Origin of the sequence: Psychrobacter sp. ER1, assembly GCF_048631835.1 — a bacterium.
GTDB lineage: Bacteria > Pseudomonadota > Gammaproteobacteria > Pseudomonadales > Moraxellaceae > Psychrobacter.
The window spans coordinates 1,170,167-1,186,127 of the sequence record NZ_CP184640.1 but is presented as its reverse complement, the minus strand read 5'-3'; the positions used below and the strand labels follow the sequence as shown (position 1 = coordinate 1,186,127).

At 43.5% G+C, this 15,961-nt stretch carries 12 protein-coding genes and 2 pseudogenes; 4 read left to right on the top strand and 10 right to left on the bottom strand.

Annotated elements, in window-relative coordinates; genetic code table 11:
- Positions 1–38: 38 nt before the first annotated feature.
- The 3 genes from ACOBWA_RS05435 to ppk2 all read left to right on the top strand — a co-directional run bounded on the left by ACOBWA_RS05435 (position 39) and on the right by ppk2 (position 2,817).
- Positions 39–278 carry a hypothetical protein gene (locus tag ACOBWA_RS05435; RefSeq protein WP_420230424.1) on the top strand — a complete coding sequence of 80 codons (240 nt, stop codon included), beginning with the start codon at positions 39–41 and terminating at the stop codon, positions 276–278.
- A complete protein-coding gene (locus ACOBWA_RS05430) occupies positions 275–1,552 on the top strand; it encodes an acetyl-CoA C-acetyltransferase (RefSeq protein WP_420230723.1) in 1,278 nt (425 codons plus the stop codon). Before ACOBWA_RS05435 ends, ACOBWA_RS05430 begins: the two co-directional genes overlap by 4 nt.
- Positions 1,553–1,737: 185 nt before the next feature.
- The gene (ppk2, locus tag ACOBWA_RS05425) at positions 1,738–2,817 is read left to right on the top strand and encodes a polyphosphate kinase 2 (protein ID WP_228724812.1); all 1,080 of its coding nucleotides are present in this window, start codon (positions 1,738–1,740) and stop codon (positions 2,815–2,817) included.
- 144 nt (positions 2,818–2,961) lie between these two features.
- Here ppk2 and ACOBWA_RS05420 read toward each other — a convergent pair whose 3' ends face one another.
- From ACOBWA_RS05420 to rsmG, 10 genes and pseudogenes are all read right to left on the bottom strand, one after another.
- Positions 2,962–3,309, bottom strand: coding sequence for a PilZ domain-containing protein (locus ACOBWA_RS05420; RefSeq protein ID WP_101205408.1), 348 nt, complete (start codon positions 3,307–3,309; stop codon positions 2,962–2,964).
- A gap of 111 nt (positions 3,310–3,420) precedes the next feature.
- The gene (locus ACOBWA_RS05415; RefSeq protein WP_420230423.1) at positions 3,421–4,551 is read right to left on the bottom strand and encodes a DNA polymerase III subunit delta'; all 1,131 of its coding nucleotides are present in this window, start codon (positions 4,549–4,551) and stop codon (positions 3,421–3,423) included.
- Between the two features lie 96 nt (positions 4,552–4,647).
- On the bottom strand, positions 4,648–5,454 hold the full coding sequence (gene kdsB / locus ACOBWA_RS05410) for a 3-deoxy-manno-octulosonate cytidylyltransferase (RefSeq protein WP_420230422.1): 807 nt from the start codon (positions 5,452–5,454) through the stop codon (positions 4,648–4,650).
- A 50-nt stretch (positions 5,455–5,504) separates the two neighbouring features.
- Positions 5,505–6,647, bottom strand: coding sequence for a tetraacyldisaccharide 4'-kinase (gene lpxK, locus ACOBWA_RS05405; RefSeq protein WP_420230421.1), 1,143 nt, complete (start codon positions 6,645–6,647; stop codon positions 5,505–5,507).
- Between the two features lie 75 nt (positions 6,648–6,722).
- Positions 6,723–8,506, bottom strand: a pseudogene (gene msbA / locus ACOBWA_RS05400) (lipid A export permease/ATP-binding protein MsbA).
- A 90-nt stretch (positions 8,507–8,596) separates the two neighbouring features.
- A pseudogene (locus ACOBWA_RS05395) lies at positions 8,597–9,027 on the bottom strand (ExbD/TolR family protein).
- A gap of 106 nt (positions 9,028–9,133) precedes the next feature.
- Complete coding sequence (locus ACOBWA_RS05390; protein WP_420230420.1) at positions 9,134–9,871, bottom strand: MotA/TolQ/ExbB proton channel family protein; 738 nt, start codon at positions 9,869–9,871, stop codon at positions 9,134–9,136.
- Between the two features lie 85 nt (positions 9,872–9,956).
- Positions 9,957–11,126: a ParB/RepB/Spo0J family partition protein gene (locus tag ACOBWA_RS05385; protein WP_420230419.1), complete on the bottom strand. Its 1,170-nt coding sequence runs from the start codon at positions 11,124–11,126 to the stop codon at positions 9,957–9,959.
- Between the two features lie 156 nt (positions 11,127–11,282).
- Positions 11,283–12,062 (bottom strand): ParA family protein, encoded by a 780-nt coding sequence (locus tag ACOBWA_RS05380; RefSeq protein WP_420230418.1) that lies wholly within the window; start codon positions 12,060–12,062, stop codon positions 11,283–11,285.
- Between the two features lie 238 nt (positions 12,063–12,300).
- On the bottom strand, positions 12,301–13,017 hold the full coding sequence (gene rsmG / locus ACOBWA_RS05375; protein WP_420230417.1) for a 16S rRNA (guanine(527)-N(7))-methyltransferase RsmG: 717 nt from the start codon (positions 13,015–13,017) through the stop codon (positions 12,301–12,303).
- 411 nt (positions 13,018–13,428) lie between these two features.
- Here rsmG and ACOBWA_RS05370 point away from each other — a divergent pair, with 411 nt between their 5' ends.
- Positions 13,429–15,960 (top strand): AAA family ATPase, encoded by a 2,532-nt coding sequence (locus ACOBWA_RS05370; RefSeq protein WP_420230416.1) that lies wholly within the window; start codon positions 13,429–13,431, stop codon positions 15,958–15,960.
- Position 15,961 lies beyond the last annotated feature (1 nt).

The following is a 15,961-nucleotide window of genomic DNA, read 5'->3' as shown; positions in this document are numbered from 1 at the left end:
ACTTTTTACTTCTACCCATACTTTTTAAGGATAATATTATGAGTAATAAAAACAATCATCCAGATAGCCCTGTTGTTGAAAGTACAGTTGTTAAAGCAACGGATACAAAATCAGATACAGCAAAAAAGAAAACGCTGCAAAAAGCACCTCGACTAAAGATACTAGCGCTAAAGAACCTGCTAGCAAAAAAGCGGTCGATGAAAAAGTGGAAACCACTGCTGCCAAAAAACCTGCTCCGGCTAAAAAAGCCAGCGAAACTAAACCGGCTTCAAATCTGAATCGTGTTGCGATCTTAGGTGGCAACCGTATTCCATTTGCGCGCTCAAACGGATCATACGCTGATGTTAGCAACACAGACATGCTAACCGCTGCATTGGACGGTTTGGTTGAGCGTTATAACCTGCAAGGCGAAACCGTAGGTGAAGTGGTATCTGGCGCAGTCATGAAACTTAGCCGTGATATCAACCTTACTCGTGAAGCGACATTGAATACCGCGCTAAACCCACATACGCCGACTTATGATATCTCACAAGCTTGCGGTACTGGCTTACAAGCGACCTTTGCTTCTGCTAACAAGATTGCACTTGGTCTGATCGATTCGGCAATCACTGGCGGTGTAGATACTACTTCTGATGCTCCTATTGCTGTCGGCGATGGCTTGCGTAAAGTACTGATCAAACTTGGTGCGGCAAAAGACAACAAACAACGTCTAAAAGCACTAATGGGTCTAAATCCAAAAGACTTAATCGATTCACCGCAAAATGGTGAGCCACGTACTGGCTTATCAATGGGCGATCATCAAGCGATTACCACGCTTGAGTGGAATATCAGCCGTGAAGCACAGGATGAGCTTGCATTTAACAGCCATCAAAACCTAGCACGCGCTTATGACGAAGGTTTCTTTGACGACTTGATCACGCCATACAAAGGCCTAACTCGTGATAACAACTTGCGTCCAGATACTACATTAGAAAAATTGGGTAAATTAAAGCCAGTATTTGGCAGAAAAAACGCAAATCCAACGATGACTGCTGCCAACTCTACACCACTTACTGATGGTGCTTCTTGTGTACTACTAGGTACTGATGAGTGGGCAAAAGAGCATGGCCTAAAACCACTTGCTTATATCGTCCATCAAGAAACCGCAGCAGTAGACTTTATTGGTAAATCTGGTACTACAGAAGGCTTACTAATGGCACCAGCTTATGCGGTACCACGTATGCTTGAGCGTGCTGGTCTGACTCTACAAGACTTTGACTTTTATGAGATTCATGAAGCCTTTGCTTCACAAGTACTATCAACCTTAGCTGCTTGGGAAGATGAGAAATTCTGTGAAGAGCGCCTAGGCTTAGATGCCCCGCTAGGTTCTATCGATCGTAGCAAATTAAACGTAAACGGTTCATCACTAGCGGCAGGTCATCCATTTGCAGCAACTGGTGGTCGTATTTTAGCTACTGCTGCTAAATTATTGGATCAAAAAGGTTCAGGCCGCGCACTTATTTCTATCTGTGCAGCAGGTGGTCAAGGCGTGACTTGTATCCTAGAAAAATAAGCTTAGTCACTTTTAAGTGAAAAAGATACGCTGACTTATTATTTCAATCAGTACATATTTATCAATAAAAAATGCCCTTTAATTTATTTAAAGGGCATTTTTTATTGTCTGTACTTTGCTATGATAGAAATGACCTAGATAGTAGCCTCTTAAAAAAGCCGATACGCAAAACAAAGGTAATATTTATGGGTAAGACAAAAATTTTATTAAGAAAAATGAGGCAAGTCATTTTTGGCTCTGAAAAACTGGTGATGACAGAACCGCTTGCAACCGCTGATTTTCAATCTCTAACGACTGAGGAAGATTTAGATCGGTACCATCAGGAACAAGCCATTCTTACTGAACGCATCGAAAAAGACATTCTTGATGATGATTTACGTCGAAAAATGCACCAAGACTTAATCGATACCTATGATGAAGAGCTAGAAAATGAAATAGATGATTATGCACGTGACTTTCGTTTTAACGGACGTGAGATGAGCGAGCAAGAAAAACTGGATCGACGCACCTACTTTCAAGAGTTGGTACGACTACAGCGAGAACTGATAAAACTACAAGATTGGGTCGTTGATCGCGGTGAGCGTATCGTCGTTATTTTTGAAGGGCGGGATTCTGCTGGTAAAGGTGGCGCCATTAAACGCATTACCCAACGATTAAACCCACGCGTTTGCAGGGTAGCTGCCCTACCGGCTCCCACTGAGCGCGAGCAAACGCAGTGGTACTTCCAACGTTACGTGGCCCACTTACCTGCAGCAGGCGAAATCGTATTGTTTGACCGTAGTTGGTACAACCGCGGAGGCGTTGAGCGTGTCATGGGGTTTTGTACTGACGCGCAATATGAAGAATTTTTTCAATCAGTACCAGAGTTTGAGCGTATGCTCGTACGCTCAGGCATTCGCTTAGTAAAATACTGGTTTTCTATCACTGATGATGAGCAACATGCACGATTTATGAGCCGAATATATGATCCGCTTAAGCAGTGGAAACTCTCACCAATGGACCTACAGTCGCGCCGACGCTGGGAAGATTACACCAAAGCAAAAGAAACCATGTTTGAGCGCACTCATATTCCTGAAGCACCTTGGTGGGTTGTCGAAGGCAATAATAAAAAACGTGCTAGGCTGAACTGTATTGCCCATTTGCTCGACCAAATCCCTTACAAAGAAGTGCCTCGTGACGAAATTGAGTTACCCAATCGCAAACGCGATGATGAATATTACCGCGAACCTATTCCCGATGATATGTATGTCCCGCCTCGTTATTAAGTGACTAGCACCTACTACTATAAAAATCTACAGAAACTTGATCTAAAAAAGCAGCCTTACTAAATAATAAGGCTGCTTTTTTTATATTTATAAGTTAAAAATCACAGCCAAACTTATTAAAGATACAGGTGTGACTTTTAGATACTACATAGTATAAGTCGATTGCAAGCTATCGATTTTTCCTGCTAGTAGGCGCTCAACTTCATTCTTAATTCTTTGACCAGAGACATCACTACCAATTTGCACAGCAAACCCTGCTGGGCGACTGCCTTGACTCTTAGAGTTAATCCAAACCACCTTACCATTCATTGGTAGACGTTCACTAGAGTTGGGTAACGTGATAGCGATAAACACTTCATCACCCAATTGCTGAGGTTTGTCAGACGGTACAAACAAAGCGCCATTACTGACAAAAGATAAATAGCTGGCATATAACATTTCGATACTTTCATAATGACAGGTTAAAATCCCGCCACGTCCTGGCATTGCCATAGTCAGCTTCCTTCATCAACTGGGTTTAATATGTTTATATAAATAATTGATAGTATATAGTTAAGAACAATCACAAATTTTAGAACACAAATTAGATGCTAAAACATGGCTCTATAAGCTTGCCAATTCTTGCATTAGCTTATCATAGGCAAATTTTTCTTGCATATTTTGTTGCAGTGCAATTTTGGTCTGCTGTACGCTGTTGGCAAATGCCTCTAACCCGCTATCAGTAGGCTGATAAGTCGCCAATATCGTTGATAGATTGACATCTTTTTGTAGTTCAACAAGGCCCAAACAGACACGGCGTATATCAAGAAGCATCAGCTCAGATAGCTGTATAAATTCTTTAATATTGAGCTGACCTTGCCAATAGTCACTTGCCGCCACACCACTACGTTTACCACTACGTAGCGCCTGCCATGTGGTCAGCCATAGGCTGCGCTTGCTATACCATGATGCTTGCGCCAAAGCGATAGCAGCTAACGGCGCACCATTGGCTAATTGTATTAACTGTTCAATCGCAGCGGTACCGACGGCTTCGCGGTTAATCGTATGACCTAACGCCTGCGTCACGTAATCGACAGCAACAGTCGGCTCAATTGTCTGTAGTGCCAACTGTTGCACACGACTCTTAATCGTTGGCAACAGCTGAGCAGGCGTATCACTAATCAAAAACAGATGCACCTGCGCTTGCGGCTCTTCCAATGTTTTAAGCAGCGCATTAGCAGCGGCCACCGTCATTTTTTCAGCGTGATCTAACACGCAGATACGCATCCCTTGCCCGCCTTGATAAATAAAAGGCTGCAAAGCACGAATATCATCTACTTTGATCTTAAGTGCACTATTGCTAGTAGCTTTAGCGCCTTTTTTATCTTTTGTACTGCTTGATTTTTCTTGAAGCGCATCGCTTTCGGCACTGATAGGCATACTAACGAGTGGTAATACTTGTAGGCTCGGATGAGTTCCCGACTTGAGCCATTGACAGCTCTCACATACTTCGCAAGCACCTAATGGGTGTGTACCACGCTCACGGCATAATAGCCAAGCGACCAACCGCCATACAAAGGCGCGTTTGCCCATACCTTGCATACCAGCAGCGAGCAATGCATGCGGCAAAGACTGCTGCTTAAGTACGCGCTCGGTCAACTGTAACCATAGTACTTTTTGCCATGGCAGTAGTGGCGCAAAATACATACGGTCTGTGTTATCTAGTGCGTCCATATTTCCTGTCAAATTATTCATGGTTATGGCTCTATCAGATGGGATTGGTTAAGACACAGCTCAAAACGATATACTAGATAGCTATCAAATTTGACTAAAGCGAAGCCATATCGCCCATTAGCTAAGATCAAAGTCAGCCAAACTCATCGCATTTAAGCGATCCAAATCTTCTTGTGTGTCGACACCTGCAGGCAATTGGCAGGCCGCAACGGCAATGGCAATATGCTCAGCGTTTTCTAAAACACGTAGCTGCTCTAAGCTTTCCATGATTTCTAGTGGCGTTTGTGGCCAGTGAACAAACTGCTCCAACAGACTGACTCTATACGCGTATAACCCTAGATGACGATAGGCATTTTTTGGGGCTGATGTTTGCAGCTCGTTTGCCAATGCAACATCACGGTCACAAGGAATCGGCGCTCGGCTAAAATACAGCGCACGCTGCCGACCATTGGCCTGCTGACTGACTACCTTTACCACAGAAGGTCGCACGAATGTCTCATAGTCCTCGATAGGCTCACACAGCGTCGCCATCACACTGTCTTCGTCAGCCACCAACAGTGCCTGCACCTGCTCTAATAATAAAGGCGGTACGAGTGGTTCATCCCCTTGCATATTGACAACGATATCATTACTGGCCCAGCCCTTTATAGCAGCCACTTCTGCCAAGCGATCTGTACCTGAAGCGTGCTCGCTACTGGTCATCACCACATCAAACCCCGCCTCTGTACATACTTTAGCAATACGTTCGTCATCGGTTGCAATACACAAGTCATCAGCGAAATCCGCAGCCTTTGCTTTTTCGGCCACCCACAATATCATCGGCTTACCATGTATCTGTAGCAATGGTTTGCCAGGCAAACGAGTACTTTTAAAGCGTGCAGGAATAACAATATGGGTCTTGGCAGGTGTGGTGACAGGCGACATGGTTTGTTCCTATAAATTTTTTGGCAATGTAGAATATTAGCGGTTATCTATCACGTAGTTTTTATACTGATATCAGTATCAGACTGAATACCTAGTGTCTTGAGTTGCTCGTCTAGAGTGTCATAACAGCTATCGGACAATATCGCTGTGACCGGCAACACCCACAGTCTACTGACCAGCTCTATATACTCATCACTTAATGATTGCGCTGCTGTATACGCTGATAGTAATGCTCTTATTTTGACCGCATCTTTACTCGTGACCACAATCGGATAGTCAGAGTACTGCAATAGCTCAGACAAGCCAAAATCATAATGGTCAGGATAAGGATGACCGACTACCTCAAAGCCAATAGAACCCAAGGTATCAAAGAAACGCTGCGGATAACCAATCCCGCTGACGGCGTGTACCTGACTGCCCTTTTCAGGCATGTCAATTTCCACTTTGGCATTAGTTTTGTTAGTACCAGTTGGTTCAGGTTGCCACAAGTGATGCAATTTGTCAGGCATTAAATGCATAGTCGAACGATTGCCTAAAGGCAGCATATTATTATCTTTATTATTACGAATTGCACCTGTCTTTAACTTTTCATGATAAATGACAGTGGCACCCTGCAGTCGTGACATTGGCTCACGTAAAAACCCTGTTGGCAGTAGTTGCTCATTGCCAAAACCGCGTGCTGAATCGACGACAATCCACTCAATATCACGTTGCAATGCATAATGCTGCAAGCCATCATCTGCAATAATTAATTGTAAATCTGGATAAGCATCTAATAAGGTGGTCACTGCTTGCTGACGATTGGGGCATACTGCCATCGCAGCCCCTGTCATATGGACAATTAAGCAAGGCTCATCCCCTACTACACTTGGCAAACTAGTCGCGGTAACCAATGCTGGCATTTGACTCGAATCCCCACCATAGCCGCGACTGATAATCCCGACTTTGACGCCTTTGTCTTGTAAATAATTAACCAAAGCAATAATCAATGGTGTCTTACCGCTACCACCGACACTGATATTTCCGATTACCATGATGGGAATGGGCGCACGATAACTTGATAGCAAACCAATTTTATAAGCTTGACGGCGGAGCATGGTAATGAGTCCGTACAACCAGCTAATGGGTAGCAATAGCCACAACCAAAGAGCCTGCCGTTGCCATGCACGTGTCACTGTCGTTTCAATGCTCATGTTTATTGACCACTTATTCTATAAATTCAGTGCCGCTTTATCATAAGATGTATATTAAAATAGAATCACATGACTCTATTCGAAATCACGATCATACATCTGTGCATAATGGCCTTGTAACTGCATCAATTCTGTATGCGTGCCTAACTCGACAATCTGTCCGGCATCCAACACAGCGATACGATCAGCAGACTCGATAGTGGTCAATCGATGTGCAATCACTAGCGTCGTGCGATTTTTCATCACATTGTCTAGCGCTTGCTGAATATAATGCTCTGACTCGTTGTCCAGCGCACTGGTCGCTTCATCTAAAATGAGAATTGGCGCATCTTTTAATAGTGCACGCGCGATAGACAAGCGCTGACGCTGCCCACCTGATAGTTGCAAACCTTCGGCACCGATTTCGCTTTGGTAGCCATTTGGCATCTTCATTATGAAGTCATGAGCAAAGGCATCTTTTGCGGCACGCTCAACGTCGGACTGACTTTTATTCGCTAAGCTACCATAAGCAATGTTGTTAAACACTGTCGTATTGAACAGCACCACTTGCTGATTGACCATCGCAATTTGAGCACGTAGGCTCTCTAGTTTGATATCTTCGATTGGTATACCATCTAAAGTAATTTGTCCTGCAGAAGTTGATAAGGTGCGTGTCAATAGATTTACTAAAGATGATTTACCAGCACCACTACGCCCTACCAGTGCAACGGTTTCTCCTGCACGTATATCTAACGTAAAGTCGCGCAGTGCCACTGTCGAATCCGGATAGATTAGACTGACATTATCGAGTTTCATCTCACCCGTTAGGGCTGAGCTGATCACACCAGTGTCTTTTTCTTCTGGCTCATCTAGTAGGGCAAAAATCGATTCACCAGCCGCAATACCTTTTTGCAGCTTTTGATTAATATCCGTTAATGAACGAACGGGTTTACTGAGCAATCCTGCGGCTGCGATATAAGCGATAAATTCGCCAGCTGATATATTGTCTATCACTGCTGGACGCAGGGCAAGCCATACCACAACTGACATTGCCATCGCCATCAGTAGCTGTACTGCTGGTGTATTGATACTATTAGTCACGACCACTTTCATGCCTTGGCGCAGGTTCTTTTTAGATATTTTGTCAAAACGTTCAGCTTCGTATGCTTGTCCACCATAGTTTTTCACCACCTGATAGCCACCAATAACTTCGTTGGTCACGTGACTGACATCACCCATTGTTTCCTGAATCCCCTTAGATAATCTGAGATAACGCTTAGATGCTATGCGAATGAGCCACAGTATCGGTGGCAGTACGAGGAATAGAATCAATGTCAAACGCCAATTGCTATAAAGCAAGAAACCAATCAACCCAATAACAGTCAAGCCATCACGTAACAAGGTTTTCATTGAGTCTGTACTGGCCGCTGTGACCTGTTCAACGTCGAATATCAGCTTTGATGAGATAGTACCTGCTGGATTGGCAAGATAAAATGAGCTTGGCAAGCGCAGCAGCTTATTAAAAACTTCTACTCGTAGCTCATAAACCAGATTTCGTGAAATCAAAGCAGAATAGTAATTACCCAAAAAGCTACCCACACCGCGAACTAAAAAAGCATAATAATTAGAACGGGAAACCAATCCCTTTTGCTCTGATCACTTTGCTTGATCGCATCAGTAATATATTGCAATAACTTCGCTGTCCCAATCTCGGTCGATGCATTAATAGCAAAGCCTATAATAGTCAACAGCAATGCCCACCAGTAAGGTTTTAAATACCTTAATAGACGTAGTAAAGTCTTATGCTTGGGCGTAGTCGATGGTTCCGCTGATGATTTCTTAGCAGACGTTTTTGGGTCAGATTGATATGTTTGGCTCATAAAAGCCTCAATTTGGGTATCATGATATGAATAAACTGCATTCAAAGCACAGTTTTATAGGAGTATGTATGACACTAATATAGCCATATATTATTGCGGTAATGGTTGACCAAGTGGCACAACTGTACTGATATTAAGGTTCAAAAACCCTAGTTTTCCTGCGACATCCATTACTCGCACAACAGACTGATGAGTAGCGTTAGCATCGGCAGCAATCACAAATAGCATATCACGATTACCACCTGCTTCTTGCTGTAGCATACTGATCAATTCAGCCTCATTGCTACTGGCAAGAGTGATGCCATTCACCAAATAACTACCATCTTCTTGTACCGCCACTTCAATGCTGTTGTTTTTTCTGTCAACGCGACACCTTCAGCTTCAGGAAGAATGATATTCAAGCGACTAAAATGATTAAACGAGGTAGCCAACAGCAAAAATATAATCAGAAATAATAAGCAATCAATCATTGGTGTTAGATTAATTTCAAGTGGTTCAACGGTTGGTTTTCTAAAGCGCATATCACTCTCTTTAATGTTCTTAATATTTTCACTATGCTTAGGGCGTGTTCAAAATACGAATAGGATGAATGGATAGTTCATCTAACCATTCACCCTAAAAATAGTACTAAGAAGTCACTGCTACCCCATCACTTAAACTTAGCGAACCTGCTACAAAATCCTTACCTACCATGCCATGTAATGATGAGGTATCAGGATTAGACGTATTAAAGCCAGAATCATGCGTATTTTCTAACAATTGATAATCATACAGCTCTTGAATCATAAGCCCTGCTTGAGTCTCGAACTGAGCGTTAATATCAATGATACGGCGCTGAAAATAACGATAAGCAACCAACGCAGGGATAGCAACGATCATACCTGCAGCGGTAGTGATTAGTGCCTGTGATACACCAGCGGCTAGCATCGTCGGATCTTGCATGGCGCCATCGGTAATCGCTAAGAATGAAGAGATGATTCCTAGTACCGTACCTAATAGGCCAAGCAACGGAGCTATCGCACCGATAGTTCCTAACATATTGATGTTTTTTTCTAACTGATGAACTTGGACGCTGGCACGGTTTTGCATGTGCATCGTCATCGACTCTAGCCCATACTGACGGTACAGTAAACCCGTTGCCAAGATATCGCCAAGCGCCGTCTTTTCTTTTACATTCATCAATTGTGTGCGGCCAATATCGCCATTTTCACGTAAACGAGTTATTAGCTGTTCGCGCAACCTGCTAGGAGAGACTTTATTAAACTGTAGCGTATGGCTACGTTCAATAATGATAATTAAAGCCAATATAGAACAGACAACGATAGGTGTCATTAGCCAGCCACCTGCTTTTACCAACTCCCACATACCCACTCTCTTCCATATTTTTGCAAAAATAGTTATTCAGAGGCGACTTAGCATTTGGATATATACGGCTAACTCGCAAACGTTATTAAGCTTGAGCTTCTATATGTTTAATCAATGCAGCTAATTGATCTTGATTATGGAAAAATATCTCAACACTACCTTGACCATCTTTTTTATGCTTTAGTTTGACTTCAGCACCCAGCATGTCTGTTAATCTTTGGGTCAAACGCTCTACATCACGAGATTGCGCTTGTTCAGCACGGTTAGTCTTGGGCGCTGGCTGCAAGATGGATTTGACCAATTTTTCTGCTTCTCGCACGGTCATACCGCCATCGATAATCTTTTGCGCGATGATAGGTTGTTGTTCAGAGGACAATGCTAAAAGTGTACGAGCATGACCCATATCTAGCGCACTGTTGGCTAAATGGTCTTTTACTGTATCATGCAGCTGATTTAAGCGGAGTAGATTCGATACTGTCGTACGCGCCTTGCCGACGACTTCAGCGATCATGGCATGACTCATACCAAACTCCGTATGAAAGCGCTGCAATGCTGCTGCCTGCTCAATCACTGATAAGTCTTCGCGCTGGATGTTTTCAATCAATGCTAGGGCAATCGCCAACTCATCAGATAAAGCGCGCTCAATCGCAGGGATAACTGCTTTTCCTGCCATTTTTGCTGCACGCCAGCGGCGTTCACCAGCGATAATTTCGTGAGTGACAAATGCTTCACTCTTATCTTCATTTGCCAATAGCGGGCGGATAACGATAGGCTGCATCACGCCATGCTGCTCAATGGAAGACGCCAATTCTGCAAGTGCTGTCTCACTCATATCACGACGAGGCTGGTACTTACCTGCTTGCAAGCGTGTGACATCAATCTGCACAAGGCTAATCTGATCTTCGCTAGCGCTCGTATCTGCACTATTGCCACGCGATTTGTTGAGCGACGCCTTACTATTAGCACGAGGTGAACGTGGCGCACGAGTGCTATTCTCACTAGCAGTATCGTTATCAGTAGTCTTCGCAGTCGATTTTTTACTGGCTTTCGTTGGAGTGATATCTGGCGCTATATCTGTGGACACAGTATCTATAGGCGCATTAGTATCTACAGGCACATTGGTATCTGGCGCAGCACTTTCACGCGCCACCATGTCGTCTTGCAAGGCAGAGGCGGTAATTTGCTTTTCTTTTTTGATTGACCCTAATAAGGCATCTAAGCCCCGATTAGCAGCCAACCCTCTTTTCTTCGCCATGATTACCTATCCTCTAACGCTAAAATAAAAGCCCATTGATTACTGATGCGGCTTACTAAATACAATGTTAAGTGTTCTATACTTATACTATTCATTCACTGTGCTAATCAGTGACGCTTTTTATCTAAGAACCCTTTGTAAGAACTTTAGATAAAACTAGCTGCTTTGTTTCATCACTTCAGCAGCCAACTTTTGATACGCGCGCGCGCCTTTCGACCATCTCTCATACGCAATAACTGGTAGGCCGTGTGCAGGAGCTTCTGCCAAGCGAATATTTCTTGGAATATGAGTCTTGTACATGATATCGCCAAAATGCGCTTCTAGCTCAGTAGAGACATCACGGGCAAGCGTGTTACGCGCATCAAATAGCGTTCTGACCACACCGCGAATATATAGCTTAGGGTTCAACTCTGTAAGGCGTTCAATGGTTTGTGATAAGTCAGCCAACCCTTCTAGTGCATAGTACTCACACTGCATAGGGATAATCACACTATCTGTAGCCACCAACGCATTAATCGTCAATAGATTCAAACTAGGCGCACAATCGATAATCACATAATCGTATGGCTGTTTTTGTGTGGATACCTGATCGTTAACCAATTCGACCATCGCAGTTTTGAACAGCTCATGACTGTCCGTCTTACTCATCAGCGTAATGTCCATGCCAGCCAAATCGCGATTGGCACCGATGACATCGAACCCTGCAGGACTAGTAACAATTGCTTCAGACAACGCGACACCATCTAGCAAAACGTCCGCTATGGTAAGATCCAACTCGTTTTTGTCAACACCTGTGCCACTGGTCGCATTACCTTGTGGGTCTAAGTCAATCAGCAGTACATGCTTGCGTTTAGCGGCCAAGCTGGCGGTCAAATTTACTGCCGTTGTGGTTTTACCCACACCGCCTTTTTGATTCGCAATTGCTATGATTTCCATACACTCACTCAATTTTATTAGGGTCTATTACTTTTGACTCGGTTGGTACGATTATTTTTGTTCAATCTTATACAGCGACACTCACTCAGTATTTAAAAATAAGCAATTCATGGTCTAAAATACTCAGTTTACGGTCGAGTATTTTAAATGCTTTTAAATACTATGTCATTTAGATACAGACGTAAACTGTGTTTCACAAAAAACAGTGCCTGTTTCATGACTGCGAAGTATTTATGCTTTAACTATCTTTAGCAGACATTTCAATTAAATGACGACTGTCGTGCAAACGTGGTACCGTCAGCTTGATGGTTCTGATATGCCAATCACTATCAAGTGCTTGCAGCTCTTCTTCACTCGGCACTTTGCCTTTCATAGCACATAAGAAGCCGCCATCTGCTAATCTTGGCTGCGCTACTTCTACAAAATCTATCAAACTGGCAAACGCTCGTGATGTCACCACAGCATAACTTGCTTCATGCGCTTCAATACGCGATGCAATCGGCTGCATATTACTCAAACCAAGCTCGCTGCTGATTTGCTTAATAAAACGAATTTTCTTCTGATTGCTATCAAGCGCCGTACACTGGCGCTCAGGCTGACAAATGGCAATAATAACTGCCGGCAACCCTGCTCCCGTGCCGATATCTAGCAACGATCCAGCGGGTAAATGCGTTATAATAGACAGACAATCTATCACATGCTTGATCAGCGCTTCTTCTGGATCAGTAATGGCGGTCAGATTATACGCTTTATTCCATAGTAAAAGCTGGTCTAAGTACAATAATAACGTGCGCTGCTGCGTTTCACTTAACGGCAGACCCAGCTCATTTATCGCTTGCGCTAAGATATTGGCCAGCTTTGGCAGTTGCGCACCAAGCTTTACGAAACCAGTCGGATCAATATTGATAGTATCCATACTAGCAGACGATGAAGAGTTTTTAGCGGAAGCTGACATACAACGAGTTATCCAGTTTTGACTTGTGAACCGTTTATTTTATCATGCAGTCTGCCCATTGAATAGTTGCAGATTGCGCCAATGTGGGACATCTTATACTATCTACGCTGATCATGAGGCGTTATTCTGCTTTGATTGCCTCCAATTCGTTGATTAATTCATTCGTTTTTTACCAGTTTTACTCAAGCATTTGTCTAAATATGATACAAAACTGCGCTTAATGACTTCGCTAATAGGTGACTATATCTTGTAAGATGTCATGATTGATTATAAAAAACTCAGAATACGCATGAACAGATAAAACCAATCACTTTTCATACTCCTTTAATACTTTTTAAGATGATTTTTCAAACGCCTATGACAGAACAACCCTACACCCCTATATCGCAAGTATCAAAAGACGCTAACAATATGATAGTACCTGCTACCGATACAAAAAATACTAAGCAAACAGCACCTGATACCCCAAACCCTATCTTCACAGAAGTTCAGCAAAATTGTCGCATTTCCGCTGAGCAATTAAAACGCTATAGCGACCCTGATGAATTGCCTACAGACACACGCACGGCGCCCGACTTAGATGTGGGCTTCGGTCAACAACGCGCGCTTAAAGCATTACATACAGCGCTGGATATTAAAGCCAGTGGTTATCATGTGTTTGCCGCTGGTGAAAACGGTTTGGGCAAACGTACTGTGATTAGTCGTCTTTTGACGCGTATTGCCGCCGACGCACCGACGCCTGATGATTGGGTATATGTGCATAACTTTACCGATCCACGCACACCATTGGCGCTGCGTCTACCAGCTGGTCAAGCCTCGCTATTACAGAAGCAAGTTAATAACTTATGGCAGCAAGCAAAAAAGCGTTTAAGCCAACGCTTTCGTAGCGATCAATACCAAAGCAAAATCGAAGCCATCAAAAACAGTACTCATCAAAAAGAAAGTCATGCCTATGACGCGCTTAATGCTGAAGGCAAACAATATGACCTAGCATTAACGTTTCGCTCGTTCGATAATAAAGCAGTATTTGTTCATCCTAGTCAACTGCCTACAGAAAGTAATAGCGATGATGACAAGCAAATAAAAATACCTAGCAATCGTCAAGATTCAGAAAAGCTCGATGATAGCGAAAAAGTTAACATTTTGAGCGATGAAAACACTGAAAGTAAGGAAAACAAAGGTTCTACATATGGCAATAATGAGTATGAAGCTGAGCTGAATAACTTTGTACAAAAGAACCATATGCAAAAGCGACTGAGTCAATTGACCATTGCTTTAGAGCAATTAGAAGACGAAGCCAACGATGAGATAGAGGCATTACATCGTAGTATTGCCCAACGTGCTTTACAGCCATTATTTACTCCTATTTATGAGCAGTTTGCGACTCATCCACTTGTCGTGGCATATCTCAAGGCTGTATTTGATGACATGGTCACTCACGTAGAGCGTATCGTTAATGGCGATGATGAAGAGTTTGTGACGGCAGTATTGGCTACGACGCCCAGTCGTTATGCGGTCAATGTTATTGTCAGTCACACACCTGACAGTGGCGCACCCGTGGTTTTTGAAGATTTGCCAACCCATCTCAATTTATTGGGGCATGTCGAGCAAATCACCCAATTAGGCACAGTAACCACTGACGTGAGTATGATTCGTGCAGGTGCTCTACATCGCGCCAATGGCGGCTACTTACTGTTAGAAGCCAGCCACGTCCTTGAGCATCCTTATGCATGGCAGGGCTTAAAGCGCGCATTACAATCACGAAAAATAAAACTGTCTAGTCTAGAGCAAATGCTGACGCTAACCGGTAGCTTATCTCTCTCACCAGCGCCTATTGATTTAGATATCAAAGTTATCTTGTTAGGTGAAGCAGATTTATATTATGAGCTGCTAGAGCTTGAGCCTGAATTTGATGCGGTATTCAAAGTCCGCGCTGACTTTCATGACGATGTGCCTCGTACCATTGAACATGAATTGGCATTGGTCGCAAAAATGGCTGATATCATCGACTATGCCGACCTTTATCCGTTTGAGAGCAGCGCGCAGGCCACACTACTTGAGCACTTAAGCCTGCAAGCTGAAGAACAAGATCGTTTAAGCCTACACAGTGATTTATTGATTAAACTACTGCATGAATCAAACCGTCACGCTCGCTTAAACAATGAGACTATGGTGACGGCAGATCACGTCACTCAAGCAATCGATGACATGGATGAGCGTTCAGGATATTTGCGCGATCTGTACTGGGATGAGCTTAAAAACGGCCAACAGCTGATTCAAACGCAAGGCGATGCTATCGGACAAGTTAATGCATTAACCGTGGTCAGTTATGCCGATAGTGAGTTTGGCATGCCAGCACGGCTTACTGCGGTCATTCAGCCCAATATTGGCACAGGTGAAATTCTTGATATTGAGCGTGATGTAGACTTGGGCGGTAGTTTACACGCCAAAGGCATGCTGATTATGACCAGCTATTTGCGTGCGTTGTTTAGTCAACATCATGCGCTGAATTTTAGTGCCTCACTGGCGTTCGAGCAAAGCTACGCGCAAATCGATGGTGATAGTGCTACTGTTAGCGAGGGCTGTGCATTGCTATCCGCGTTAGCAAACGTCCCTATCAATCAGTCTCTTGCGATTACTGGATCTATGAACCAGCTAGGCGAAGTACAAGCAGTTGGTGGCATCAATGCTAAAATCGCAGGTTTTTTCGACGCCTGCCGCGAGCAAGAGCTAACAGGCGATCAAGGCGTTGTCATTCCGATGGCCAATGTCAAACAACTGATGCTACGTGACGACATTATCGATGCAGTAAATAGAGGTCAGTTTCATATCTATGGCGTCTATACTCTAAGTGAAGCCCTGACGCTGATGACTGGTTTGCCCATCGACACCATGAATAAAAAGGCCGTTATCGTAAAGATACTTTATTTGGCAAAGTATTAAG